20 protein-coding genes and 1 pseudogene are annotated in these 25,162 nt (G+C 70.4%); 11 read left to right on the forward strand and 10 right to left on the reverse strand.

Annotation, left to right across the window (positions count from 1 at the left end):
* The 4 genes and pseudogenes from H4N64_RS35985 to H4N64_RS36000 form a co-directional block, all read left to right on the forward strand.
* Window positions 1-755 (forward strand): annotated as a pseudogene (locus tag H4N64_RS35985) (ABC transporter ATP-binding protein); the annotation flags it as partial.
* 163 nt (window positions 756-918) lie between these two features.
* The gene (locus H4N64_RS35990) at window positions 919-1,806 is read left to right on the forward strand and encodes an FCD domain-containing protein (RefSeq protein WP_186286801.1); all 888 of its coding nucleotides are present in this window, start codon (window positions 919-921) and stop codon (window positions 1,804-1,806) included.
* A gap of 427 nt (window positions 1,807-2,233) precedes the next feature.
* Complete coding sequence (locus H4N64_RS35995) at window positions 2,234-3,766, forward strand: RNA polymerase sigma factor (protein WP_186286802.1); 1,533 nt, start codon at window positions 2,234-2,236, stop codon at window positions 3,764-3,766.
* Window positions 3,767-3,900: 134 nt separating this feature from the next.
* Window positions 3,901-4,761 carry a S1 family peptidase gene (locus H4N64_RS36000; RefSeq protein WP_186286803.1) on the forward strand — a complete coding sequence of 287 codons (861 nt, stop codon included), beginning with the start codon at window positions 3,901-3,903 and terminating at the stop codon, window positions 4,759-4,761.
* Window positions 4,762-4,873: 112 nt separating this feature from the next.
* On the opposite strand, the gene H4N64_RS36005 is transcribed toward H4N64_RS36000, so the two are convergent.
* The gene (locus H4N64_RS36005; protein WP_186286804.1) at window positions 4,874-5,101 is read right to left on the reverse strand and encodes a DUF7455 domain-containing protein; all 228 of its coding nucleotides are present in this window, start codon (window positions 5,099-5,101) and stop codon (window positions 4,874-4,876) included.
* Between the two features lie 439 nt (window positions 5,102-5,540).
* Between H4N64_RS36005 and H4N64_RS36010 the strand changes: the two genes are divergently transcribed.
* The 3 genes from H4N64_RS36010 to H4N64_RS36020 all read left to right on the forward strand — a co-directional run bounded on the left by H4N64_RS36010 (window position 5,541) and on the right by H4N64_RS36020 (window position 9,938).
* Window positions 5,541-7,664, forward strand: coding sequence for a DNA gyrase subunit B (locus H4N64_RS36010; protein ID WP_186286805.1), 2,124 nt, complete (start codon window positions 5,541-5,543; stop codon window positions 7,662-7,664).
* Between the two features lie 163 nt (window positions 7,665-7,827).
* Entirely contained in the window at window positions 7,828-8,349 is a 522-nt protein-coding gene (locus tag H4N64_RS36015) for a DUF485 domain-containing protein (protein ID WP_186286806.1), read from the forward strand.
* Entirely contained in the window at window positions 8,346-9,938 is a 1,593-nt protein-coding gene (locus H4N64_RS36020; RefSeq protein WP_186286807.1) for a sodium:solute symporter family transporter, read from the forward strand. Before H4N64_RS36015 ends, H4N64_RS36020 begins: the two co-directional genes overlap by 4 nt.
* A gap of 93 nt (window positions 9,939-10,031) precedes the next feature.
* On the opposite strand, the gene H4N64_RS36025 is transcribed toward H4N64_RS36020, so the two are convergent.
* From H4N64_RS36025 to H4N64_RS36040, 4 genes are all read right to left on the reverse strand, one after another.
* Complete coding sequence (locus tag H4N64_RS36025; RefSeq protein WP_186286808.1) at window positions 10,032-10,712, reverse strand: response regulator; 681 nt, start codon at window positions 10,710-10,712, stop codon at window positions 10,032-10,034.
* Window positions 10,709-12,379: a sensor histidine kinase gene (locus H4N64_RS36030; RefSeq protein ID WP_186286809.1), complete on the reverse strand. Its 1,671-nt coding sequence runs from the start codon at window positions 12,377-12,379 to the stop codon at window positions 10,709-10,711. Before H4N64_RS36030 ends, H4N64_RS36025 begins: the two co-directional genes overlap by 4 nt.
* Window positions 12,380-12,489: 110 nt before the next feature.
* A complete protein-coding gene (locus tag H4N64_RS36035) occupies window positions 12,490-13,434 on the reverse strand; it encodes a sucrase ferredoxin (RefSeq protein ID WP_186286810.1) in 945 nt (314 codons plus the stop codon).
* Between the two features lie 54 nt (window positions 13,435-13,488).
* Entirely contained in the window at window positions 13,489-14,745 is a 1,257-nt protein-coding gene (locus H4N64_RS36040) for a citrate synthase (RefSeq protein ID WP_186286811.1), read from the reverse strand.
* A 111-nt stretch (window positions 14,746-14,856) separates the two neighbouring features.
* On the opposite strand from H4N64_RS36040, the gene H4N64_RS36045 reads away from it, so the two are divergent.
* On the forward strand, window positions 14,857-16,029 hold the full coding sequence (locus H4N64_RS36045; RefSeq protein WP_186286812.1) for a citrate synthase/methylcitrate synthase: 1,173 nt from the start codon (window positions 14,857-14,859) through the stop codon (window positions 16,027-16,029).
* A 28-nt stretch (window positions 16,030-16,057) separates the two neighbouring features.
* Here the strand turns inward: H4N64_RS36045 and H4N64_RS36050 are convergent, their stop codons facing one another.
* The 4 genes from H4N64_RS36050 to H4N64_RS36065 form a co-directional block, all read right to left on the reverse strand.
* Window positions 16,058-16,750 carry a DUF6082 family protein gene (locus tag H4N64_RS36050; RefSeq protein ID WP_336246898.1) on the reverse strand — a complete coding sequence of 231 codons (693 nt, stop codon included), beginning with the start codon at window positions 16,748-16,750 and terminating at the stop codon, window positions 16,058-16,060.
* 157 nt (window positions 16,751-16,907) lie between these two features.
* Window positions 16,908-17,171 (reverse strand): hypothetical protein, encoded by a 264-nt coding sequence (locus H4N64_RS36055; protein ID WP_186286813.1) that lies wholly within the window; start codon window positions 17,169-17,171, stop codon window positions 16,908-16,910.
* A 48-nt stretch (window positions 17,172-17,219) separates the two neighbouring features.
* Window positions 17,220-17,456, reverse strand: coding sequence for a hypothetical protein (locus H4N64_RS36060; RefSeq protein ID WP_186286814.1), 237 nt, complete (start codon window positions 17,454-17,456; stop codon window positions 17,220-17,222).
* Between the two features lie 232 nt (window positions 17,457-17,688).
* Window positions 17,689-18,195 (reverse strand): DUF6082 family protein, encoded by a 507-nt coding sequence (locus H4N64_RS36065; protein WP_186286815.1) that lies wholly within the window; start codon window positions 18,193-18,195, stop codon window positions 17,689-17,691.
* Between the two features lie 320 nt (window positions 18,196-18,515).
* Here H4N64_RS36065 and H4N64_RS36070 point away from each other — a divergent pair, with 320 nt between their 5' ends.
* Window positions 18,516-19,565, forward strand: a complete 1,050-nt coding sequence (locus H4N64_RS36070) for a CobW family GTP-binding protein (protein ID WP_186286816.1) — start codon at window positions 18,516-18,518, stop codon at window positions 19,563-19,565.
* Here the strand turns inward: H4N64_RS36070 and H4N64_RS36075 are convergent.
* Window positions 19,562-22,018 (reverse strand): DNA gyrase/topoisomerase IV subunit A, encoded by a 2,457-nt coding sequence (locus H4N64_RS36075; RefSeq protein WP_186286817.1) that lies wholly within the window; start codon window positions 22,016-22,018, stop codon window positions 19,562-19,564. The two genes, H4N64_RS36070 and H4N64_RS36075, sit on opposite strands and share 4 nt — an antisense overlap.
* A gap of 301 nt (window positions 22,019-22,319) precedes the next feature.
* Between H4N64_RS36075 and H4N64_RS36080 the strand changes: the two genes are divergently transcribed.
* Both H4N64_RS36080 and H4N64_RS36085 read left to right on the forward strand, forming a co-directional pair.
* Window positions 22,320-23,711 (forward strand): M16 family metallopeptidase, encoded by a 1,392-nt coding sequence (locus H4N64_RS36080; RefSeq protein ID WP_186286818.1) that lies wholly within the window; start codon window positions 22,320-22,322, stop codon window positions 23,709-23,711.
* Window positions 23,708-25,096 carry an insulinase family protein gene (locus H4N64_RS36085; protein ID WP_186286819.1) on the forward strand — a complete coding sequence of 463 codons (1,389 nt, stop codon included), beginning with the start codon at window positions 23,708-23,710 and terminating at the stop codon, window positions 25,094-25,096. Before H4N64_RS36080 ends, H4N64_RS36085 begins: the two co-directional genes overlap by 4 nt.
* Window positions 25,097-25,162: the final 66 nt, after the last annotated feature.

A 25,162-nucleotide genomic window follows, 5' to 3' on the forward strand; every position in this document is an offset into this window, starting at 1 on the left:
GCCCCCTCCGCTACGAACTCCGCCGAGCCGCCGGTGTCGGCACCGGGTTCCTCACAGCTGCCGCCGTGCTCGTCGTCTCCGCTCTCACCGCGCTGGTGCTCGCCCGTATCGGGCACACCCCGCAGGCGCGGCTGCTGGCCGGCTGGCCGCGGGAGATGCCGTTGCCGCCCGCGGCGCTCGGTGCGGGGCTGCTCGGCGCGCTGGCCTTCGGAGACGAGTTCCGCCACCCGGCGCTGGCGGCGGATCGCGGCACCGTGCCCCGCAGGCTGGGGCTGCTTGCCGCAAAGCTCCTCGTCTCCGGGGTCACCGCGCTGGCGCTGGCTGTTCTCACGGTGGGGTGTGATGCCGAAGTGCTGTATCTCGTATACGGACGGGAGGTCGTGGAGGTTCCCGCGGACTGGGTTTCGCTGGGGGTGAGTTGGATCGGGCTGCTGGTGGGGTGTGCCTGGGCCGGTGTGCTGGCCGCGGGAGTGTTCCGTTCCACCAGTGCCGGGCTCGCCGCGGTGGTGGCAGTGCCCATCCTCGTCGTACCGCTGGTGCGCAAGGTGCTGGAGGGGCCCGCCGTGCGGTCGGCGGCCGGGTTTCCGTTGCGGCTGAGGGAGGTGCTGCTGATGCAGTGGCCCTTCGGGGGAGAGCGATATCTGGCGGCCGCCGCGCGTGTGGTTGCCCAACCTGTGGGCGGCGCGCTGACATTGTCGCTGACCGCGCTGCTGTGCGCGTATCTGCTCATGACCCTGCGTGGCAGGGTCCGATGACGACTGTTCGTCCGCTTTCGGCGCCCACTGTGCGCACAACTCCCCGTGGAAAGCCCATTTCTTTCCGATAAGGCGTCAATTGCGACGGGGTGAGCGATCACCCTTTCGTGTGCTTTTCACCAAAGACCTCAAGGGAGTTGGAGAGGGCGCCGACAAAGGATCCGTGAGTACCCTTGCGCACACCATGATGACCGCCGCCCGCGCCGCCGACTCCGGTCTCGCCGGCCCGGGCGAACTCGACCGCTACCCCTACGCCGAGGCCCCTGTCGCCGACCGCGTCGCAGTCCCCTCCTGGGAGGGCGCGGACCAGGAGCTGGGCCGCGTGGGCCGGCGCGCCGCAGGCAGCCGTGGCCGCGGACTGCACGGCCAACTCGTCCAGCAGCTCGGCCAGATGATCGTTTCCGGCGACCTGGGCGCCGACCGCCCGCTGGTGCCCGAGGAGATCGGCCAGCGCTTCGAGGTCTCCCGCACCGTCGTCCGTGAGTCGCTCCGCGTCCTGGAGGCCAAGGGCCTGGTCAGCGCCCGGCCGAACGTCGGCACGCGCGTGCGTCCCGTCAGTGACTGGAACCTCCTCGACCCGGACATCATCGAGTGGCGGGCCTTCGGGCCGCAGCGCGACGACCAGCGGCGTGAGCTGAGCGAGCTGCGCTGGACGATCGAGCCGCTGGCCGCGCGTCTGGCCGCCGGGCACGGTCGCGAGGACGTTCAGCAGCGGCTGGCCGACATGGTCGAGATCATGGGCCATGCCATGGGGCAGGGTGATGCGCTCACCTTCTCCCGCGCCGACGCCGAGTTCCACGGCCTGCTCATCCAGGTCGCCGGCAACCGCATGCTGGAGCACCTGTCCGGGATCGTGTCGGCCGCGCTCCAGGTCTCCGGAGGTCCGGTCACGGGCTGTGACCGGCCGAACGAGTCGTCGCTCGCGCACCACGCCCGGATCGTCGACGCCCTCGCCGCCGGCGACGGCGCGGGCGCGGAGGCGGCGATGCGGCAACTTCTCACGGTCCACCCAGAGGTGGAGCGCGTGGTGCCCGCCCCGCGCGAGCACTGACCGCGCCCACGGGCGGCGCGGCCGGCGATGCCTCCCCCCTCCTGTGGCATCGCCCGGCCGGCGAACCGCCTCCCGTCGGACCCCGCAGGATCCGGGTGATCCTGCGGGGTCCGACGGTGCGGCGAGGCGGCGGCGCGGGTGGCCCAGCGTGGACCAGGCCTCCGGCTGACCTCCCCTGCCCATATCTGACCGTTTTTGAGCGCTTACGGGGTGTGACTCGGGCCACGCAGATTGGGCGTAACGCTCGTGCGAACAGCGCGATGACCTAAGAGGTGACAGCCGCGGAGGGAATACGGACGCCATAGAAGGCGCTGTGCATCTCCCCGGCCCCCGCCCGCACCGTCGGCCCATCCCCAGGCCGGTGGTCGGCTCCTGTCCGCTGTGGACGGGGCCGGAAGCCGTTTTCCAACGTTCCGAGAGGTTGTTCGTGTCGGCCAGCACATCCCGTACGCTCCCGCCGGAGATCGCCGAGTCCGTCTCTGTCATGGCGCTCATTGAGCGGGGAAAGGCTGAGGGGCAGATCGCCGGCGATGACGTGCGTCGGGCCTTCGAAGCTGACCAGATTCCGGCCACTCAGTGGAAGAACGTACTGCGCAGCCTCAACCAGATCCTCGAGGAAGAGGGTGTGACGCTGATGGTCAGTGCCGCGGAGCCCAAGCGCACCCGAAAGAGCGTCGCAGCGAAGAGTCCGGCCAAGCGCACCGCCACCAAGACGGTCGCGGCGAAGACGGTGACCACCAAGAAGGCCACCGCCACCGCCACGCCTGCGGCACCCGCAGCCGAGGCGGCCGTCGAGGACGAGGCACCCGCGAAGAAGGCCGCTGCCAAGAAGACGACGACCGCCAAGAAGGCGGCCGCGAAGAAGACCGTCGCCAAGAAGACGGCGGCCAAGAAGACCACCGCCAAGAAGGACGACGCCGAGCTGGTCGAGGAAGAGGTCCTCGAAGAGGTCAAGCCCGGCGAGGAGCCCGAGGGTGCCGAGAGCGCCGGCTTCGTGCTCTCCGACGAGGACGAGGACGACGCGCCCGCCCAGCAGGTCGCCGCCGCCGGTGCCACCGCCGACCCGGTCAAGGACTACCTCAAGCAGATCGGCAAGGTCCCGCTGCTCAACGCCGAGCAGGAGGTCGAGCTCGCCAAGCGCATCGAGGCCGGTCTGTTCGCCGAGGACAAGCTGGCCAACGCCGACAAGCTCGCCCCCAAGCTCAAGCGCGAGCTGGAGATCATCGCCGAGGACGGCCGCCGCGCCAAGAACCACCTCCTGGAGGCCAACCTCCGCCTCGTGGTCTCCCTGGCCAAGCGCTACACCGGCCGCGGCATGCTGTTCCTGGACCTCATCCAGGAGGGCAACCTCGGTCTGATCCGCGCGGTCGAGAAGTTCGACTACACCAAGGGCTACAAGTTCTCCACGTACGCCACCTGGTGGATCCGTCAGGCGATCACCCGCGCCATGGCCGACCAGGCCCGCACCATCCGTATCCCGGTGCACATGGTCGAGGTCATCAACAAGCTCGCGCGCGTGCAGCGCCAGATGCTCCAGGACCTGGGCCGCGAGCCCACCCCGGAGGAGCTGGCCAAGGAGCTCGACATGACCCCCGAGAAGGTCATCGAGGTCCAGAAGTACGGCCGGGAGCCCATCTCGCTGCACACCCCGCTGGGCGAGGACGGCGACAGCGAGTTCGGTGACCTCATCGAGGACTCCGAGGCCGTCGTCCCGGCCGACGCGGTCAGCTTCACGCTCCTGCAGGAGCAGCTGCACTCCGTCCTCGACACCCTGTCCGAGCGCGAGGCGGGCGTCGTCTCGATGCGCTTCGGTCTCACCGACGGTCAGCCGAAGACCCTCGACGAGATCGGCAAGGTGTACGGCGTGACGCGTGAGCGCATCCGCCAGATCGAGTCCAAGACCATGTCGAAGCTGCGTCACCCGTCGCGTTCCCAGGTGCTGCGCGACTACCTCGACTAGGTCGCGGTCGTACGACACACAAGGCCCGGTTCCCCGAGCGGGAGCCGGGCCTTTGGCGTACCCGCGCGGGTGCGGGGCGCGGCGGGGTGGATGACGCTGGGTTTCTCATGACCACCTCTGAGTGAGGAGCGCGCATGCGTCGTCCCCTTGTCCGGGCGCTGGCCGGGCCGCTGGTCCTGGCCGCCGCCGCGACCGTCATACCGCTCGCGGCCGCCGCACCGGCGGCCGCCGACAGCGTCGTCGTCGGGGGTTTCCCGGTCGATGTCTCCGACCACCCCTGGACGGTGGCGCTGTCCAGCCGTGACCGCTTTGGGGGTACGCGCTCGGGGCAGTTCTGCGGCGGCGTGGCCGTCGGCCCGTCCACCGTGCTCACCGCGGCCCACTGTCTGAGTGAGGACATCCTCGGGGGGCCGCCGGACCAAGTCGAGGACCTCAGTGTCATCGCGGGCCGCACGGACCTGCTCACGGACGAGGGCCGGGAGATCGACGTACGCAAGACGTGGGTGAACCCGGGATACGACGACGTCACCAACGCGGGGGACTTCGCCGTGCTCACCCTGGCCGAGCCCCTGCCGCGGCGGTCGGTGATCGCGATGGCGGCGGCCGGGGATCCGGCGTACACGCCGGGCACGCGGGCCGTGGTCTACGGGTGGGGTGATGCGACCGGCGGCGGCGACTATACGTCGGGTCTGCGGGCGGCACGCGTGCACGTGCTGCCCGACGCCCTGTGCGAGCAGGCGTACCCAGGCGGCGGTGGGGGCTCCTATCGTGCCGACAGCATGCTGTGCGCCGGAGAGGTGCAGGGCGGCCGGGACGCCTGCCAGGGGGACAGCGGGGGGCCGCTGGTCGCCGAGGGGCGGCTGGTCGGGCTGGTGTCCTGGGGGAGCGGCTGCGGCCGGCCGCGCAGCCCCGGGGTGTACACGCGCGTGTCCGACGCCCTGGCAAGGCCGGGCTGGAACGTCGGCGCCACGAGAGGGCCGCGCACGGCCTCCTGAGAGCGCCTGAGCGGCTCGGCAACGCGTACGGGCGGCTGCCCCTGGAGGATCAGGGGCAGCCGCCCGTACGCCGGCCTAATGCCTGGAGTTGGCTCGTCGTGGACGCGAGTGGTCAGCGCTCATCTTCGGCGGTGGCGGGAACGGCCGTCAGCCGCTCCGTCTCGTCCTGTATCTCAGCGGCGATCTTCTTGAGTCCCGGCTCGAACTTGCGGCCGTGGTGGGCGCAGAAGAGCAGTTCTCCGCCGCTTACCAGGACGACGCGCAGGTATGCCTGGGCGCCGCAACGGTCGCAGCGATCGGCGGCCGTCAGCGGGCTCGCGGGGGTCAGAACAGTAGTCACGTCGCCTCTTCTCTAGCTCGACGAGCTGTCGTACCAGGGTCAACATCCAACCAGCCCGAAAACGTTCCCGCTCGTGGCTTTTCCTTGAAAAATCTTTCCAGGCGGCTGGCTGCTGCCGGTTGGCGGCGAATGTGCCGTATTGCGTGTCTATGTGTCGTACGGGTTCGCGCTGTCGGTCGGTGTCGGTCCCCCCGGCTGGATTGCCGGTTTGTTCAGGAGGACGTGCCCGGAGCCTAAATGGTTCATGCCTGGAAGGGAACGTGATATGTACTTCACTCCATCGAGGGATCGAACAGGTATGCGACTCTGGACTAGTCTGCCGACAGACGAGGGTGGCGTTACACCGGCTCTACCAGGCCTCGGTACCCTCTGAGCGGCAACCGAAGCCGCGCCCTTACCCCAGAGGGCACCAACTGAAATTCAGCGAGGAGCGAACCGCGTGACCGCCGAGACGTCCGTGCCGTCCACAGCGCTGCTGGCAGGAGCAGACCGGGACGGTTCCAACTACACCGCGCGGCACCTGCTCGTCCTTGAGGGCCTTGAGGCGGTGCGCAAGCGCCCGGGCATGTACATCGGCTCGACCGACAGCCGCGGTCTGATGCACTGCCTCTGGGAGATCATCGACAACTCCGTCGACGAGGCCCTCGGGGGCTACTGCGACCACATCGAGGTCGTCCTCCATGACGACGGCTCGGTCGAGGTCCGGGACAACGGCCGGGGCATCCCCGTCGACGTCGAGCCCAAGACCGGCCTGTCCGGCGTTGAGGTCGTCATGACCAAGCTGCACGCCGGCGGCAAGTTCGGCGGCGGCTCCTACGCCGCCTCCGGTGGCCTGCACGGCGTCGGCGCCTCCGTGGTGAACGCCCTGTCCGCCCGGCTCGACGTCGAGGTGGACCGCAGCGGACACACCCACGCCATCAGCTTCCGGCGCGGCGCCCCCGGCGCCTTCGCCGCCGAGGGGCCCGACGCCAAGTTCGAGGCCAAGGGCGGACTGCGCAAGGCCAGGAAGATCCCCAGGACCCGCACCGGCACGCGCGTGCGCTACTGGGCCGACCGCCAGATCTTCCTCAAGGACGCCAAGCTCTCGCTGGAGAACCTCCACCAGCGCGCTCGCCAGACGGCCTTCCTCGTGCCCGGCCTGACCATCGTCGTGCGCGACGAGCTCGGTCTCGGCCAGGACGGCAGCAAGGGCGAGGAGTCCTTCCGCTTCGACGGCGGCATCAGCGAGTTCTGCGAGTACCTCGCCACCGACAAGCCGGTCAACGACGTCCTCCGCTTCTCCGGGCAGGGCACCTTCAAGGAGACCGTCCCGGTCCTGGACGAGCACGGCCAGATGACGCCCACGCAGGTCACTCGCGAGCTCGACGTCGACGTCGCGATGCGCTGGGGCACCGGATACGACACGATCCTGAAGTCGTTCGTGAACATCATCGCCACCCCCAAGGGCGGCACCCACGTCGCGGGCTTCGAGACGGCCGTGACCAGCGCGCTCAACGAGGTGCTGCGCGCCAAGAAGCTGCTGCGCGTGGCCGAGGACGACATCGTCAAGGACGACGCCCTGGAGGGCCTCACCGCCGTCGTCACCGTGCGCCTGGCCGAACCGCAGTTCGAGGGCCAGACCAAGGAGGTCCTCGGCACCTCGGCGGCCCGCCGCATCGTGAACACCGTGATCACCAAGGAGCTCAAGGCGTTCCTGACGTCCACCAAGCGGGACGCGGCCGCCCAGGCCCGGGTGGTCATGGAGAAGGCGGTCGCCGCAGCCCGCACGCGTATCGCCGCCCGCCAGCACAAGGACGCGCAGCGCCGCAAGACCGCCCTGGAGTCGTCCTCCCTGCCCGCCAAGCTCGCCGACTGCCGCAGCGACGACGTCGAGCGCAGCGAGCTGTTCATCGTCGAGGGAGACTCCGCGCTCGGCACCGCCAAGCTCGCCCGGAACTCCGAGTTCCAGGCGCTGCTGCCGATCCGCGGCAAGATTCTCAACGTCCAGAAGTCGTCCGTGACCGACATGCTGAAGAACGCCGAGTGCGGCGCGATCATCCAGGTCATAGGAGCGGGCTCGGGCCGGACCTTCGACATCGACGCGGCCCGCTACGGCAAGATCGTCATGATGACCGACGCCGATGTGGACGGCTCCCACATCCGCTGTCTGCTGCTCACGCTGTTCCAGCGCTACATGCGGCCCATGGTCGAGGCGGGACGCGTCTTCGCGGCCGTGCCGCCGCTGCACCGGATCGAGATCGTCCAGCCCAAGAAGGGCCAGGACAAGTACGTCTACACGTACTCGGACCGCGAACTGCGCGACAAGCTCATGGAGTTCCAGACCAAGGGCATCCGCTACAAGGACTCGATCCAGCGCTACAAGGGCCTCGGCGAGATGGACGCCGACCAGCTGGCCGAGACCACGATGGACCCGCGCCACCGCACCCTGCGCCGCATCAACCTCTCCGACCTGGAGGCGGCCGAGCAGGTCTTCGACCTGCTGATGGGCAACGACGTGGCACCGCGCAAGGAGTTCATCTCCTCCTCGGCGGCGACGCTGGACCGGTCGCGCATCGACGCGTAGATCTCGGGCCGGGGTGGGGCGTGGCGGGTCTTCGGCCACCACCCGCCCCGGCTTACGCGTATGCGAACGGCCGCACGCCGCCTATGCGGGACAAATCACCTGATGGGGTGAAGAGCGAGGAGAACAAGAGTCAGGGATCTTCCCGTTCTGTCCATCCTTGGGCATGCACTCAAGCAACGGTCACTCCCGCGCGCGCGAGGGTGGTTCCGACAGGTCGGACCCGGTCGAGCCGGCCGGGAGCGTGCGGTACGACGACCCCTGGTACGACGCCCTGGCCTCCGGCTGGGGCGAGTCGGACGACACCCCCGCGGCCGTACCGCAGGGCCGTGCTCAGCGCGCGGACGGGGCCACGGCCGCGGACGTCTACGTGGAGGTGCAGCGCAGCGCCGCCTTCCAGGAAGTGCGCAGCCGGTACCGGAGGTTCGTGGTACCGGCTGTGATCGGCTTTCTTGCCTGGTACGTCGGCTACGTCGTGACCGCCACCACCGCACCGGGGCTGATGGCCCGGCCCGTGGCCGGCGCGGTGAACGTGGCGATGCTCGCCGGGCTCGGGCAGTTCCTCACCACCTTCCTGCTCACCTGGGCCTACGCCCGGCACGCGCGCCTGCGCCGTGACCGTGCCGCGCTCGAACTGCGCTGGGACACCCAGGAGCTGACCCGTGGCATGAGAGGCGGCTCCTCGTGACGGGGGATCACCAGACCCTGGCGCTGCTGCTGTTCGGCGCGTTCGTCGCCGTCACCCTGGCGATCACGACCTGGGTGAGCCGCCACCGGCACGGCTCGGCCGAGGAGTTCTACGCCGGCGGCCGGCTCTTCTCGCCGATGGAGAATGGTTTTGCCATCGCCGGTGACTACATGTCGGCCGCCTCCTTCCTCGGCATCTCCGGGCTCATCGCGCTCTACGGCTACGACGGACTGCTGTACTCCGTGGGCTTCCTCGTGGCCTGGCTCGTCGTGCTGTTCCTGGTCGCCGAACTGGTCCGCAACTGCGGCCGGTTCACCCTCGCCGACGTGGTGGCCGCGCGGATGAGCGAGCGGCCTGTGCGAATCGCGGCGGGAACTTCCTCGGTCACCGTGTCCGTTCTGTATCTGGTGGCTCAGATGGTGGGTGCGGGCAGCCTGGTCGCGCTGCTGCTCGGCGGCCAGGGCGAGGCGGCGCAGACCTGGACCGTCATCGGCGTCGGCGCGCTCATGGTGATCTATGTGTCGTTGGGAGGGATGCGGGCCACCACCTGGATCCAGATTGTCAAGGCGGTCCTGCTGCTCGGCGGGACCATCGCCCTGACCGTGCTCGTCCTGGTGCGCTTCCACGGCGACTTCGACCAGCTGCTGTCCACGGCGGCCGAGCGCAGCGGCCACGGCGAATCGTTCCTGGCGCCCGGACTCAAGTACGGCGCCGACTGGACCGCCCGCTTCGACTTCATCAGCCTCGGACTCGCCCTCGTGCTCGGCACCGCGGGCCTGCCGCACATCCTGTCCCGCTTCTACACCGTGCCCACCGCGCGGGCCGCCCGGCGCTCGGTGGTCTGGTCGATCGGGCTCATCGGCGGCTTCTACCTGATGACGATCGTCCTCGGCTTCGGCGCGGCCGCGATCGTGGGCCCCGACGCGGTGCGCGGCTCGAACGCCGCGGGCAACACGGCCGTACCGCTGCTGGCCCTCGATCTGGGCGGCGGCTCCGACTCCACCGGCGGAACGGTTCTGTTCGCGGTCGTCGCCGCCGTCGCCTTCGCCACCATCCTCGCCGTGGTCGCCGGGATCACCCTCGCCTCCTCCGCGTCCGTGGCCCACGACCTGTACGCGTCACTGCGGCGCCGGCACGCCAAAGCGCGCAGCGAGGTCGCCGTCGCACGCGTCGCCGCCGTCGCCATCGGTGTCGTCGCCATCGCCCTCGGCCTGCTCGCCCGGGACCTCAACGTCGCCTTCCTGGTGGGCCTCGCCTTTGCCGTCGCCGCCTCCGCCAATCTGCCCGTGCTGCTCTACTCACTGTTCTGGCGCGGCTTCACCACCCGCGGCGCCGTATGGGCGGTGTACGGCGGCCTGATCCCGGCCCTGACGCTCGTACTGCTGTCGCCCGTCGCGTCCGGCAGCCCCGAATCCCTGTTCCCCGGCGTCGACTTCCAGGTGTTCCCGCTCCAGAACCCCGGCATCGTCTCGATCCCGCTCGGCTTCGTCGCCGGCTGGCTCGGCACGGTCACCTCCGCCGAGATCCCGGACGAGGCCAAGCACGCCGAAACCGAGGTGCGGTCGCTCACCGGAGCGGGAGCGGCATAGCCATCGGGGCGCTCCCGGAGACAACGGCCCGCCGGATCCGTATGTACAGGGCGGGTACGGCCGCTTCCCCCGCCCCCACCACCGGCCGTGCCCTCAGGCGCGGGTCGCCCACACGTAACGGTGTTCAGGGCGGCCCGCGTCCCCGTACTTGAGGGTCAGTCGCGCCCGGCCCGTGCGCTCCAGGAGCTTCAGATAGCGCTGCGCGGTCTGACGGCTGACGCCGGTGCGTTCCGCGATCTCCTGGGCCGACAGCGGGCCCTCGGCGCTGATCAGACAGCGACGAACGACATCAGCGGTGGTGGGGGAGTGGCCCTTGGGCAGGTCGGGCTCCGAAGGTGTGGACAGCGCGCCGAAGATGCGGTCCACCTCGGCCTGTTCGGCCTCGCCGCCGCCGTCGAGGGTGCGGCGCAGCTCCGCGTACGCCTCCAGCTTGGCGCGCAGGCCCGCGAAGGCGAACGGCTTGACCAGGTACTGCAGCGCGCCGTGCCGCATCGCCTCCTGCACCGTGGAGACGTCCCGGGCCGCCGTCACCATGATCACGTCGGTCCGGTGGCCGCGTCGCCGCATCTCCCGGACGACCGACAGGCCCGTCTCGTCGGGCAGGTAATGGTCCATCAGGACCAGATCCACCCGGGGCAGCTCCTCGACCCGCCGCAGCGCCTCGGCCGCGCTGTGCGCCTCACCGGCCACGTGGAAGCCCGGCACCTTCTCGACGTAGGCGGCGTTGACCTGTGCGACCCGTCTGTCGTCGTCCACGACCAGGACCTCGATCATCGCGACTCCTCCTCGGCAGTGCGGGCCGTGGGCCCGGTCAGGGCCGGTTCCACGTCCGGCTCGGTGAGTGCCTCGGGCAGGACGACGGTGAACTCCGCGCCGCCACCGTGCGCCTGATCGACGCCGGCGCTGCCGCCCTGCCGTTCGGCGAGCCTGCGCACCAGGGAGAGGCCGATCCCACGCTCACGATGGGCCGGCGCCTCCTTCGTGGACCAGCCCTCGGTGAAGATCAACTCGCGGTGCGCGGCCGGGATACCCGGCCCCGTGTCACACACCCTGAGGACGACGGCGCGCCCTTCGGTGCGCAATTCGACCTCCACGCGCGCGTGCGCCGTCCCCGCGACCGCGTCCAGGGCGTTGTCCACGAGGTTGCCGACGATCGTCACGATGCCCCTGGGGTCGACCAACCGGTCCGGGAGCCGTGTCCGGTCCGACACCAGCAGCGCGACCCCGCGTTCGGCGGCCACGGTCGCCTTGCCGACCAGCAGCGCCGCCAGCAGCGGGTCCTGGATCTTCTCGGTGACCTGTTCCGCGGTGGCCCTGTGGTCGCCCACCACCTCGCCGACGAACTCCACGGCGTCGTTGTACATCTCCAGCTCCAGCAGCCCCAGAAGAGTGTGCATGCGATTGGCGTGCTCATGGTCCTGGGCGCGCAGGGCGTCGATCAGACCGCGCGTGGAGTCCAGCTCCCGGCCGAGCTGCTCCAGCTCCGTGCGGTCGCGCAGGGTGGCCACGGCGCCGCCGTCGTCGGTGGGCATCCGGTTGGCGACCAGCACGCGCTGGCCGCGCACGGTGAGCAGATCGGTGCCCGTGACCCGGCCGGCCAGGACATCGGTCGTACGGCCCTCCCCGAGCGCCTCGTCCAGGGAGCGGCCGACTGCCTCGTCGCCGATGCCGAGCAGTCGGCGCGCCTCGTCGTTGAGCAGACGGATACGGTCCGTGCGGTCCAGGGCGACCACGCCCTCCCGGATGCCGTGCAGCATCGCCTCGCGCTCCGCGAGCAGCCCCGAGATATCGGAGAAGGCCAGGTCACGGGTCTGTCGATGGACCCGCCGAGAGATCAGCCAGGCGGCCAGCGCGCCCACGGCCAGCGCCCCGCCCGCGTATGCCAGCAGCTCCGGGATCGCGTGGATCAGCCGTGCCCGGACACTGTCGTACGCGATCCCGACCGAGACCGCGCCCACGATGTCCCCGTCGCTGTCGCGCAGCGGCACCTTGCCGCGGGCGGTGCGGCCGAGGGTGCCGTCGTCGATCTGCATGACCTCGTGGCCGGCCAGGGCCTGCCCGGGGTCGGTGGACACGGTCCTGCCGATCTCACCGGGCGTGGGATGCGACCAGCGCACGCCCCGCCAGTCCATCACCACGATGTACTCGGCTTGCGTGGCCTTCCGGATCCGCTCCGCCTCCCGCTGGACCGGTCCGCCGGCCGTCGGGGGCGTGTTCACGACGTCCTCGGCGATCTGCGGCTGGACGGCGGTCGTCTGGGCGATCGCGAGGGCCCGGCGCATCGCCTGGTCGTCGAGCTGGTTGCCGAGCGGAGCGAGGAACAGTCCGGTCGCGAGCACCGCGACTCCCGCCGCGATGGCCACCTGCATCAGCAGCACCTGCGAGAACATCCGCCGCGGCAGGCCGAGGCGCAGGCGGCGCGCGGGGGGTGTGGGGCTCATACCCAAGACGGTACGTGGACGCGCCCGGACCACCGAAGGGGTGTGACCTGGATCTCTTGATCAATGATGGACGGGGTGATCAAGGGTGGACGGGGCGGTCCACCCTGAGGTCAGCTCGCCAGCGCCGTCGAGGTCGCAAGCTCCCGCACCGCGACCACCTCCATGTGCGCGGGAGAGCCCAGCACCGAGGTTTCGCAGCTCTCCGCGCGGGGCGGCAGCGCGGCTCCCTGGGCGACGACGACATGCCAGTGCCGTCCGTCGGCGTGCGCGACCGTCACCGTCCAGCGCGGCGCCGCGCCGTCCGTGCGCACGACGCTCAGCGCGTCCGCCGCGTACTCACCCACGGCCGTACGCACGGCCAGCTCGGCCGCCTGCCCGGGCCGTTCCCAGGCGGAGTTCCCACGGCAGCCCTCGACGACGATCCGCCCCTCCCGCACCTGGTGCAGGATCTCCTTCACGGTGTGCGCCTCGGCCCGGCCGTAGGCGTAGCCGTAGGGCAGGACGAGCAGCGTCGGCGAGAAGCGATGTCCACCCAGATGGGTGACCTCCCAGACGCCGCCGACGCCGGAGGCGTCGAGCTCGGCGGCGAGGGGGCGGCCGAGGAGGGCGCAGCAGCGGTCCCGCTTGCCGTTGGTGCACACGAGCGCGAGCGGGTCGCCCGTGTGCGGGCTCGCCTGCAGCGCCGCGTCGAAGGAGCGGGGGTCGCCCTGGCCGAGCGCGGCGAAGTCGAGGTCGAGCAGCCGGCGCGGATCGCGGATGGTGGCGGCGTGCAGCCAGGCGCTTTTGGGGGCGGTGTGGGCGGCGTACACCCGGCGTTCGACGGCCGTGCCGCGGTCGGCGTGCCGTCCGGGGCGGCGGATGAGCGCCACGCGCACGCCGGTGCCCTTGGCGGCCGTCTCCAGGGCACGGCCCAGTGCGGGGTCCAGATGGCTCGACGTGAGCGCCTTGGCACCCCACGGACCGGGCTGCTCCAGCAGCAGCCAGGTCCTCGCGGTCGCCGCGGTGCCCGCGATGGGCTCGTCGAGAGCCCGGGAGTCACTTGAGCAAGTACTCACGAAGGTGAGCCTAACCTGACCTGATCGAGAGTGGCTCACCGGACCACTCGTGTCCTACTCCGGCAGAGGTTGCGGCGGCCTCGGGCCCACGTAGTGGCCGCTGGGGCGCATCCGCAGCGGGCGTTCGCCGTACTCCTCCAGGGCGTGGGCGATCCAGCCCGCGGTCCGCGCCACGGCGAAGATCGTCTCGCCCGCGGTGGCGGGCATGCCGCTGGAGGCGGTGAGCACGGCCAGTGCCAGGTCGACATTGGCGTGCAGCGGGGTGTGGCGGGCGGTCGTGGCGACGATGTCGCGGGCCGCCGCGAGGGCCGGCGCGGCCCGCGGGATCTCCTCCAGCAGCCCGAACAGCACACGCGCGCGTGGGTCTTCGCCGGGGTAGAGCCGGTGGCCGAGGCCCGGAATGCGGCGGCCGGCCCGCAGCTCCTCGGCGATCACCGGGGCCGCGTCGCCGCGGTCGAGGACGTCCAGCAGCATCCGGTGCGCGAGCCCGCTGGCCGCGCCGTGCAGGGGGCCTTCGAGGACGCCGAGGCCCGCGGAGACGGCCGCGTAGGCGTGGGCGCGGGCGGACGCGGCGACGCGTACGGCGAGCGTCGACGCGGCGAGGTCGTGGTCGACCAGCAGGGCCAGCGCCGTGTCCAGGGTGCGCAGCGACGCCTCGTCGGCCTCGTGGCCGCTGAGCCGGGCCCACAGCCGGTGGGCCAGCGGGCCCGTGTCGCGGTGGTCGCGCCGGACCGGCGGCAGGGCGGCGACAAGGGTCGGGATGAGGCTGCGTGCGGTGCCCAGGACCGCATCCTCGGACAGGTCGAAGCGCAGCGGGTCCGCGGTTGCGGCGGCGATGGCGGCGACCCTCAACCGGTCGGTGGGGCTGGCGTGTTCGGGCAGGGCGTCGACCGCGCGGCGGGCGACGGCGACCGTGGCCTCGGGGGCGGTGAAGGCGATGCCGGGGCGCAACTGCCCGGTCCACAGCCACTCGGCTACCTCTTCGTAGGAGTGGCGGACGGCGAGTTCGGCCGCGTCGACGCCCCGGAAGTAGTACCGGTCCGTGTCGATGAACGTGATACGGGTCCGCACCGAAAGCTCGCCGCCTGAGCCCGAAGTCCCGCTGCTCTCGCGCCGGTTGCGCCGGGCGAGCGCCTCGACCTCCTTCGCGTCGAAGGTGCTGCCCCGGCCGGTGGGTACGCGCCGGCTGCTGAGCTGACCGCGGCTGACGTACGCGTAGACGGTCTCGGGCTTCACGCCGAGCAGTTCGGCGGCCTCTTTGGTGGTCAGCCGCCGGGTCGTGTGACCGGAGCCGGGCTCGTGATCGCGCATGGGGCTCACCGTATCCGCCGGGACAACATATTGATGCTTACATTGATTTAATCAATATTGACAGGTATTGAGTCAAGCATGGACAGTCGAATCAAGTCCAGGGAGGAAATCATGTCCGTCAACAGGTCTGCCACTGCTCTCGTCGAGGCGCCGCGGGGACTCGCCGGTGTCGTCGTCACCGATACCGCCATCGGTGACGTCCGGGGGTTGGAGGGCTTCTACCACTACCGCCAGTACTCGGCCGTCGAACTCGCGCAGACCCGCGGCTTCGAGGACGTCTGGCATCTGCTGGTCCACGGCGAACTGCCGGACGCCGAACGGGCCGCGGCCTTCGCCGCCGAGACCGCGGCGCTACGACGGCTGCCGGACGAGGTGTGCACGGTCCTGCCCGCCATCGCCAGGGCGAGCACGGGCGCGGGCGGTTCCGGCCCTCTGGCCGGCATGCGCACCGCGCTGTCGCTGCTCGGCGCGGTGCGGGGCTTCCGCCCGGTGTACGACATCGACGCGGACGAACGCCGCCGGGACACGCTCGCCGCGGCGGCCGCCGTACCGACGCTGCTGACGGCGCTGTACCGACTGGGCGAGGGGCTCGAGCCGGTCGAGCCGCGCGAGGACCTGTCGTACGCGGCGAACTACCTGTACATGCTGACGGGCTCGGAACCGGATCCGGTGCGGGCCAGGGCCGTCGAGCAATACTTGATCTCAACCATTGACCATGGATTCAATGCGTCAACCTTCACGGCACGGGTCATCACCTCCACCGGAGCGGATGTGGCGGCCTGCCTGGTGGGAGCGGTCGGCGCGCTGTCCGGCCCCCGGCACGGCGGCGCCCCCAGCCGGGCGCTGGACACCCTGGACGCGATCGGCACGCCCGACCGCATCGACCCCTGGATCCGCGAACGCGTCCTCGCCGGCGACCGCATCATGGGCTTCGGCCACGCCGTCTACCGCACGGAGGACCCCCGCTCCCGCATGCTCCGCGAGATCGCCCAGCGCTTCGGCGGCCCCCGCGTCGACTTCGCGGTAGAGGTGGAGCGCCAGGTCGAGTCGATCCTCGCCGAACTGAAGCCCGGCCGCGAACTCCACACCAACGTCGAGTTCTACGCAGGCGTGGTCATGGAACTCTGCGGCCTGCCCCGCGAGATGTTCACTCCGACCTTCGCGGCGGCCCGCGTGGTCGGCTGGAGCGCCAACATCCTGGAACAGGCGGAGGACCGAAAGATCATCCGCCCGACGGCACGGTATGTGGGGCCGGGGGCGCCGGTGGCGGTGCCGGCGGCGTGACGGGCGGGTCTGGTCCGCCGGGGCGGTGCTAGGCCCCAGCCCCCGCGCCCGATCCCGCCCCCGCCCCAGGCCCGGACGGATCGCCCCCGCCCGTCTCGGCGATGGCGCGCTCGAACAGGCGGAACATGCGCCCCTCGTCCGAATCGGGAGGCAGAGACGCCTTCAGGGAACGCGAGGCGGCCCAGTACCTGCGGAATGCCGGACTTCGCACGATGTCCCGGGCCTCGCGCAGGAGATCGTCCTCCGACCGGTCCCCCCATTGGAAGGCAAGTAAGAGGTGGCTGTAGGTGAGATTCGCGTAGAGATGCTGCTTTATGACCGAATGTGGCTGACCTGGGAAGTCGTTCCACACCTCGGTCAGGGAGGGATCGTCCATCTGCATCTGAGTGAGCTGCACATGCAGACCCCGCAGATCCGCCGCGGCGCTCCGCCGCAGCTCCGAGCGTGAGGCGACCAACTCCTCACGCTGAAGGGCGAGTTCCCTGCGCTGAAGCTGGAGTTCACGCTGCTGGAAGAGCAGCGTGGTGACCAGCAAGAGCAGCGCGAGCCCGGAGAAGACGGCGCTCACCGCACCGAAGTAGTCACCCAGGACGCTGCGTTCGCTTGCGGTCTGCCGGTCCCCGTTGACCCGCTCGACTCCGTCGATGAGCCATCCGCTGATCACGACGGACGCGGCGCCCACTAGAGCCACTCCCGCTCCGGCCGTGGCCAGCCAAGCCACAGATCCTTGCCGCCGAACGCCACGTGGGTACCCCTGCCACGCCACCCTCCCCCGGATCGGCCCGGACATCCTGCCCCCGCCGTGCGAAGGGAAAACGCCGAACGGGGGTGGGAGCGAAGCGGGGCCTGCCGCAGCGACGCGACAGACCCCGGGAACCTCATGCGACCTTGTCGAGACCCGACAGGGCGCTCAGGAGGGTGTGACGAGGTATGACCACCAATGTCTTGCCCGAGGGCAGCCGTCGTTGGCTGATCACCGCCCGTTGGCTGAACATCGCCTTCGCAGGGTCTCCGATGATGGCGATGAGGCTCTCGTCGGACAGTTCGAAGACGGCGGGACATGTCCGCCCGGTGGTGCACCGCTCGCCCTCAGGAGTCGAGTCGATGCGCCGGACTATGTGGAGATGGCAGGAAGCTTCCATGGTGGACGTCCTGGGGAGTGATGGCGTGGGGGCAGATCGGGCGTGGGCTCAGGAATCTGGGATGTCCCGCTTCGCGCGAAGGAGCGTCTCGCGAGTGACCACCACGATCCGCTCGTACTCGGCGCGTCCTGCGTCCGGCGGGAGCTTCCCGTCGAGTTCCTCGGTGACATCCGTTCCGATGACGGCGAAGTCACCGTCCTCCAACTCGAAGATGTCCGGGCAGGTCTGGCCGGACGCGCTTCCGCGCTCGCGAGGGGTCGCACCGAGTCGGCGCACGATCTTCACAGGGGGATACCGCCTTCATGGCTCTGAATGATGGGGTGCCCTCCGAGCCTGGCCTGACTGTCTGGGTGTGCCGACAGGGCGATCTCTCTCCGAGCGCGCTGGTGTCCGTCGGAGCGCCCGGAGAGGGGCAGGGCACAAGATAGCGACTCTGGTGCGCCGGTGGCTGGAGATATGACCGGGCGTGTGAGTGAAGTCGTTCAATCCGTACTTGACCGACCGGGCGCCGCGATCGCTACGACGGCTCGTCCGGCGGATCGCCGACCACCCACCACTCGTCGCTGTCCGATTCGGCGAGTTCCTGGATCAGGTCGTCCATCATCTGCCCCAGGGCGAACTCCTCCGAGCTGCTGGGCAGGCTCTTGCGGTGATGCCGGGTCGCCTCCCAGTACTCGCGGAACACCGGATTCTGGCACATGACCCGCAGATGACCATGCAGTTCGGCCAGGGTGACGGCGCCGATGCGGTGGAAGAACAGCGCGTTGACGTACAGGGCGTTCGCGAAGAGGAACTGGCGCTGCTTGTCCAGCGGGATGTCGGCTTCGTAGGTGTCGAGGACCGCGGCCAGCGCCGGATCGTCCATGGCCTTGCACAGCAGGTCGAAGTGGAGCCGGTGCTGTTCGATGAGGGCAGCTCGCCTGCGGTGGTGCGAACCGGTCGTAGAGATGAAACGGGTCACTGCCGTGACCCGTGCCTTGACCAATGCGCCGAGCGAGCGCATCCCAGAAATCTGTGTGGCCATGTCAACCCCCGAATCAGGCGGCCGTCCGCCGGTCGTCGGGGTGCGGGTCGACTGAAGGGGACCGGCGAGCGGTGGGCGGCGCTTGCCGTCTCCCAGGGTGCCGAGCGGCTCTGATCGGCAGGGAGGCGGAGAGGAGGCGCACGGAGGGAAGCGAGGGTCGCACAGTCCGGCGCCATGCCCAACGTCTGCCCCGCAAGTGCTGCTAACAATCGTTCACTTCGCGCGGTTTCTTTCGGCTCGTATCCTGGACCGGCATTCATTCTTCGTACGGATGCCGGACCGCGAGCCGGTGTACGTGTAGGTGTGAGAGAGGTCGCTCGTTGGTCCCGAGCCGCACGGCGCAGCAGATCCCCGTCGTCGTTCTCGCCGGTTTCCTCGGCTCCGGCAAGACCACGCTCCTCAACCATCTCCTCCACCGCAGCGGAGGCAGTCGTATCGGAGCGATCGTCAACGACTTCGGGGCCATCGAGATCGACGCCATGGCCGTGGCCGGCGCGCTCGGCGACTCGACCGTCTCCCTCGGCAACGGCTGTCTGTGCTGCGCCGTCGACGCCAGTGAGCTCGACCTCTACCTGGAGCGCCTCGCCGCCCCCTCCGCCGGCATCGACGTCATCGTCATCGAGGCCAGCGGTCTCGCCGAGCCGCAGGAACTGGTCCGCATGGTGCTCGCCAGCGAGCATCCGGGGATCGTCTACGGCGGTCTCGTCGAGGTCGTCGACGCCGCCGAGTTCGACGACACCCGCGCCAAGCACCCCGAGATCGACCGCCATCTCGCCCTTGCCGACCTCGTCGTCGTCAACAAGATCGACAGGGTCGCGGAGGCGGAGCGCGTCCTCGCACTCGTCCGTGGGCTTGCCCCTCGCGCCGCCGTCGTCCCCGCCGCCTACGGCCGTATCGACCCCGAGTTCCTCTTCGACTGCCGGCCCGGCGAGGAGCGCGTCGGGCAGTTGTCCTTCGACGACCTTCATGAGCACGGTGACCGTGACGGCCATCTGCACACCGGGTACGACAGTGTCTCGTTCGTCTCCGGGCAGCCCCTCGATCCGCGCTCGCTCATGGGGTTCCTCGACAGCCGTCCCGAAGGGCTCTACCGGATCAAGGGGTACGTCGACTTCGGCCCGCACGACACCCTGAACCGGTACTCCGTGCACGCCGTCGGGCGCTTCCTTCGCTTCTACCCCGAGCCCTGGGCGCCCTCCGGCGACCGGCTCACCCAGCTCGTCCTCATCGGTTCCGGCATCGACGCGCCCGCCCTCGCCGAGGAACTCGACGCGTGCAAGAGCGACGCCCCACACGCCGACGAACACGGTATGTGGGGCGTTCTGCGCTACGTACGGGGGTCGGAGGACGAGCCCGTCCAGGAGCCCTAGACCGGGCCCGCCACCACCGACACCGTCTTCGACAGCGAGACGCCCGAGCCGTCGCGGCGCGGGTCGATCTCCGGGAGTTCGGCCGGCATGCCGTTCTTCTGCGCCGCCCTGGCCGGAGCGGGGCCCGCCCAGGCCAGGGAGAGACAGTCCTCGCCCTTCAGGAACCGCTGGCAGCGCACACCGCCGGTCGCACGGCCCTTGCGCGGGTACTGGTCGAACGGGGTCAGCTTGGCCGTCGTCTGGACCGAGTCGTCCAGCGTGCCGCGCGAGCCCGCGACGGTGAACACCACCGCGTCAGCCGCCGGGTCCACCGCCGTGAAGGAGATGACCTTCGCGCCCTCCGTCAGCTTGACGCCCGCCATGCCGCCCGCCGGTCGGCCCTGCGGACGCACCTGCGCGGCCTGGTAGCGCAGCAACTGCGCGTCGTCCGTGATGAAGACCAGGTCCTCCTCGCCCGTACGCAGCTCCACCGCGCCGACGATCCGGTCGCCCTCCTTGAGGGTGATGACCTCCAACTCCTCCTTGTTGGACGGGTAGTCGGGCACCACACGCTTGACGACACCCTGCTCGGTGCCGAGCGCCAGGCCGGGGGAGGACTCGTCCAGCGTCGTCAGGCAGACCACCGTCTCGTCGCCCTCCAGGGAGACGAACTCCGTCAGCGGCGCGCCGCCCGAGAGGTTCGGCCGCGCCGCCGTCTCCGGCAGCGTCGGCAGGTCGACGACGCTGATCCGCAGCAGACGGCCCGCGGACGTCACCGCGCCCACCTCACCGCGGGCCGTGGCCGGCACCGCGGAGACGATCACGTCGTGCTTGGAGCGCTTGGCGTCGCCGTCCTCCGCGAACGGGTCGCCGTTCGCCGTACGGGCCAGCAGACCCGTCGAGGACAGCAGGACCCGGCACGGGTCGTCGGCCACCTGCAGCGGCACCGTCGCCGCCGGGGCGCCCGCCGACTCCAGCAGGACCGTCCGCCGCTCGGTGCCGAACTTCTTGGCCACCGCGGCCAGTTCGGCGGAGACCAGCTTGCGCAGCTCCGCGTCCGACTCCAGGATCCGGGTCAGCTCCGCGATCTCCTCGTTCAGCCGGTCCTTCTCCGCCTCCAGCTCGATGCGGTCGTACTTGGTGAGCCGGCGCAGCGGGGTGTCCAGGATGTACTGCGTCTGGATCTCCGAGAGCGAGAAGCGCCCCATCAGGCGCTCCTTGGCCTGCGCGCTGTTCTCGCTGGAGCGGATCAGCCGGATGACCTCGTCGATGTCGATGAGGGCGGTGAGCAGGCCCTCCACCAGGTGCAGCCGGTCGCGCCGCTTGGTGCGGCGGAACTCGCTGCGCCGCCGGACGACCTCGAAGCGGTGGTCGAGGTAGACCTCCAGCAGCTCCTTGAGGCCCAGGGTGAGGGGCTGGCCGTCGACCAGGGCGACGTTGTTGATGCCGAAGGACTCCTCCATCGGCGTCAGCTTGTAGAGCTGCTCCAGGACCGCCTCCGGCACGAAACCGTTCTTGATCTCGATGACCAGGCGCAGACCGTGCTCGCGGTCGGTGAGGTCCTTGACGTCGGCGATGCCCTGGAGCTTCTTCGAGCCGACCAGGTCCTTGATCTTGGCGATGACCTTCTCGGGGCCGACCGTGAAGGGCAGCTCGGTGACGACGAGGCCCTTGCGGCGCGCCGTCACGGTCTCCACCGACACCGTGGCGCGGATCTTGAAGGTGCCGCGGCCCGTCTCGTAGGCGTCGCGGATGCCGGCGAGGCCCACGATCCGGCCTCCGGTGGGCAGGTCAGGGCCCGGGATGTGCCGCATCAGGGTGTCCAGATCCGCGTTCGGGTGGCGGATCAGATGGCGGGCGGCCGTGATGACCTCGGCGAGGTTGTGCGGCGGCATGTTGGTGGCCATGCCGACCGCGATCCCGGAGGAGCCGTTGACCAGGAGGTTCGGGAACGCGGCGGGCAGCGCCACCGGCTCCTGCTCCTGGCCGTCGTAGTTGGGCGTGAAGTCGACCGTGTCCTCGTCGATCGACTCCGTCATCAGGCTCGTCGCCGCTGCCTGGCGGCACTCGGTGTACCGCATCGCGGCCGGCGGGTCGTCATTGCCGAGCGAGCCGAAGTTGCCATGGCCGTCGACCAGCGGGACGCGCATCGAGAAGGGCTGCGCCATGCGCACCAGCGCGTCGTAGATCGAGGCGTCGCCGTGCGGGTGCAACTTACCCATGACCTCGCCGACCACGCGCGCGCACTTTACATAGCCGCGGTCGGGGCGCAGGCCCATCTCGTTCATCTGGTAGACGATGCGGCGGTGCACCGGCTTGAGGCCGTCACGGGCGTCCGGCAGGGCACGGGAGTAGATGACCGAGTACGCGTACTCGAGGAAGGAGCCCTGCATCTCGTCGACGACGTCGATGTCGAGGATCTTCTCCTCGTACGAGTCGTCGGGCGGCGGGGTCTTCGTGCTGCGGCGGGCCATCGCTGCCAAGGCTCCTTTTTCTGTGCGCTCACCTACGGGGCGCTCATGCTGACGCGTGAACTGGATCTGATGCGGACCATTGTGGACCGCGGCACTGACAACCCGGACCAGGACCCGGCGTCCGCCGTCCGGTCCGGCGCGGAGGGGGACCTCCGCTCACGGCTGCCCGCAGGCTACGCGATCCGCTGTCGGCGTATGTCGTCCGGGAACTTCGCCGAGGCCGCGCACGCTTGCATACAGTGGCAGGACCGGCAGGAAAACCGCGGTTTCGACGACCGCGTCCGCGATCGGAAGGACGTACATGCCCATGGGTCACACGGCCACAGCCCAGGCAGGCTCCGGCGGCCTGACAGCGACCGAGCACCGCCTGGCCAACGGCCTGCGCGTGGTGCTCTCCGAGGACCACCTGACCCCGGTCGCGGCGGTGTGCCTCTGGTACGACGTCGGCTCGCGCCACGAGGTCAAGGGGCGTACCGGTCTGGCTCACCTTTTCGAGCACTTGATGTTCCAGGGCTCCGCCCAGGTCAAGGGCAACGGTCACTTCGAGCTGGTGCAGGGCGCGGGAGGCTCGCTGAACGGCACCACCAGCTTCGAGCGCACCAACTACTTCGAGACCATGCCCACCCACCAGCTGGAGCTGGCGCTGTGGCTGGAGGCGGACCGCATGGGTTCGCTGCTGGCCGCACTGGACGACGAGTCGATGGAGAACCAGCGGGACGTCGTGAAGAACGAGCGCCGCCAGCGCTACGACAATGTCCCCTACGGCACGGCCTTCGAGAAGCTGACCGCCCTCGCCTATCCGGAGGGCCACCCCTACCACCACACGCCGATCGGCTCGATGGCCGACCTGGACGCGGCGACGCTGGAGGACGCGCGCGCGTTCTTCCGTACGTATTACGCGCCCAACAACGCCGTGCTGTCGATCGTCGGCGACATCGACCCGGAGCAGACGCTCGCCTGGGTCGAGAAGTACTTCGGCTCCATCGCCTCCCACGACGGCAAGCCCGCCCCGCGCGACGGCTCGCTGCCGGAGATCATCGGCGAGCAGCTGCGCGAGGTCGTCTTCGAGGAGGTTCCCGCGCGGGCGTTGATGGCCGCCTACCGCCTCCCGAACGACGGCACACGCGCGTGCGACGCCGCCGACCTGGCCCTGACCGTCCTCGGCGGCGGCGAGTCCTCCCGTCTCTACAACCGTCTCGTACGCCGCGACCGTACGGCCGTCGCCGCCGGTTTCGGCCTGCTGCGGCTCGCCGGAGCGCCCTCCCTGGGCTGGCTGGACGTGAAGACCTCCGGTGACGTGGAGGTCCCGGTCATCGAGGCCGCGATCGACGAGGAGCTCGCCCGGTTCGCCGCGGAGGGTCCCACGGCCGAGGAAATGGAGCGCGCCCAGGCCCAGTTGGAGCGCGAGTGGCTGGACCGGCTCGGCACGGTCGCGGGCCGCGCCGATGAACTGTGCCGCTACGCCGTCCTGTTCGGCGACCCGCAGCTCGCCCTCACCGCCGTCGGGCGCGTGCTGGAGGTGACCGCCGAGGAGGTCCAGGAGGTCGCCAAGGCCCGCTTGCGCCCCGACAACCGCGCGGTGCTCGTCTACGAGCCGACCGTCCCCACCGAGACCGTCGAGGAACCCACCGAAGACCTGGAGTCCGCGGCCACCGTGGAAGCAAGCGACGAGAACGAGGAGACGGCCAAGTGACCGAGCTCGCCACGATGGAGTTCCACCCCCAGCCCCAGGCGGGCGAGCCGAAGGTCTGGGCCTTCCCGGCGCCCACGCGCGGGACCCTCGACAACGGCCTGACCCTCCTGCGCTGCCACCGCCCCGGCCAGCAGGTCGTCGCCGTCGAGATCCTCCTGGACGCGCCTCTGGAGGCCGAGCCGGCCGGCCTGGACGGCGTCGCCACGATCATGGCCCGGGCCTTCTCCGAGGGCACCGACAAGCACACCGCCGAGGAGTTCGCCGCCGAGCTGGAGCGCTGCGGCGCCACCCTCGACTCGCACGCCGACCACCCCGGCGTCCGGCTCTCCCTCGAAGTGCCGGTCTCCCGCCTGTCCAAGGCGCTCGGTCTGCTCGCCGACGCCCTCAGGGCGCCCGCGTTCGCCGACAGCGAGGTCGAACGGCTGGTCCGCAACCGCCTGGACGAGATCCCGCACGAGCTGGCCAACCCCTCCCGGCGCGCCGCCAAGGAACTGTCCAAGCAGCTCTTCCCGGCGACCGCGCGCATGTCGCGCCCGCGTCAGGGCACCGAGGAGACCGTCGCGGCCATCGACTCCGCGGCCGTACGCGCCTTCTACGAGCGGCATGTGCGCCCCGCCACGGCCACCGCCGTGGTCGTCGGCGACCTCACCGGCACCGATCTCGACGCGCTCCTCGCCGACACCCTCGGCTCCTGGACCGGCTCCGTCGCCGAGCCGCGGCCCGTGCCCCCGGTCACCGCCGACGACACCGGCCGCGTCGTCATCGTGGACCGCCCCGGAGCCGTCCAGACCCAGCTGCTGATCGGCCGCGCCGGACCCGACCGGCACGACCGGGTGTGGCCCGCGCAGGTCCTCGGCACGTACTGCCTCGGCGGCACCCTCACCTCCCGCCTGGACCGCGTCCTGCGCGAGGAGAAGGGCTACACCTACGGCGTGCGCTCCTTCGGGCAGGTCCTGCGCTCCGCCCCCGATGGCACCGGTGCCTCGATGCTCGCGATCAGCGGCTCCGTCGACACCCCCAACACCGGCCCCGCCCTCAAGGACCTGTGGACGGTGCTGCGCACCCTCGCCGAGGGCGGGCTCACCGACGTCGAGCGGGACGTCGCCGTACAGAACCTCGTCGGCGTGGCGCCGCTGAAGTACGAGACGGCCGCCGCCGTGGCGAGCACCCTGGCCGACCAGGTCGAGCAGCACCTGCCCGACGACTATCAGGCCACGCTCTACCGCCAGCTCGCCGCGACCGGCACCGTGGAGGCCACCGCGGCCGTCGTGAGTGCCTTCCCGGTGGACCGGCTGGTGACCGTTCTGGTCGGTGACGCGGCGCAGATCAAGGAGGCTGTCGAGGCCCTCGCCATCGGCGAAGTCACCGTCGTGACGGCCGAGTAGACACACCCTCGGACGTGAACACGCGACCACGCGCGTGTGGGGCCCTGGTGACGGAAGCGTCACCAG

The organism is Streptomyces cupreus (assembly GCF_014257025.1).
In the GTDB taxonomy this organism is placed as follows: domain Bacteria; phylum Actinomycetota; class Actinomycetes; order Streptomycetales; family Streptomycetaceae; genus Streptomyces; species Streptomyces cupreus.

What these genes read in the sequence shown, in the direction of transcription:
- H4N64_RS36015 (WP_186286806.1), top strand. Translation starts at nt 7,828, where the DNA reads ATGCACTCAAGCAACGGTCACTCCCGCGCGCGCGAGGGTGGTTCCGAC.
- H4N64_RS36055 (WP_186286813.1), bottom strand. Translation starts at nt 17,171, where the DNA reads ATGGAAGCTTCCTGCCATCTCCACATAGTCCGGCGCATCGACTCGACT.
- H4N64_RS36080 (WP_186286818.1), top strand. Translation starts at nt 22,320, where the DNA reads ATGCCCATGGGTCACACGGCCACAGCCCAGGCAGGCTCCGGCGGCCTG.
- H4N64_RS36030 (WP_186286809.1), bottom strand. Translation starts at nt 12,379, where the DNA reads ATGAGCCCCACACCCCCCGCGCGCCGCCTGCGCCTCGGCCTGCCGCGG.
- H4N64_RS36065 (WP_186286815.1), bottom strand. Translation starts at nt 18,195, where the DNA reads ATGGCCACACAGATTTCTGGGATGCGCTCGCTCGGCGCATTGGTCAAG.
- H4N64_RS36040 (WP_186286811.1), bottom strand. Translation starts at nt 14,745, where the DNA reads ATGCGCGATCACGAGCCCGGCTCCGGTCACACGACCCGGCGGCTGACC.
- H4N64_RS36045 (WP_186286812.1), top strand. Translation starts at nt 14,857, where the DNA reads ATGTCCGTCAACAGGTCTGCCACTGCTCTCGTCGAGGCGCCGCGGGGA.
- H4N64_RS36075 (WP_186286817.1), bottom strand. Translation starts at nt 22,018, where the DNA reads ATGGCCCGCCGCAGCACGAAGACCCCGCCGCCCGACGACTCGTACGAG.
- H4N64_RS36000 (WP_186286803.1), top strand. Translation starts at nt 3,901, where the DNA reads ATGCGTCGTCCCCTTGTCCGGGCGCTGGCCGGGCCGCTGGTCCTGGCC.
- H4N64_RS36025 (WP_186286808.1), bottom strand. Translation starts at nt 10,712, where the DNA reads ATGATCGAGGTCCTGGTCGTGGACGACGACAGACGGGTCGCACAGGTC.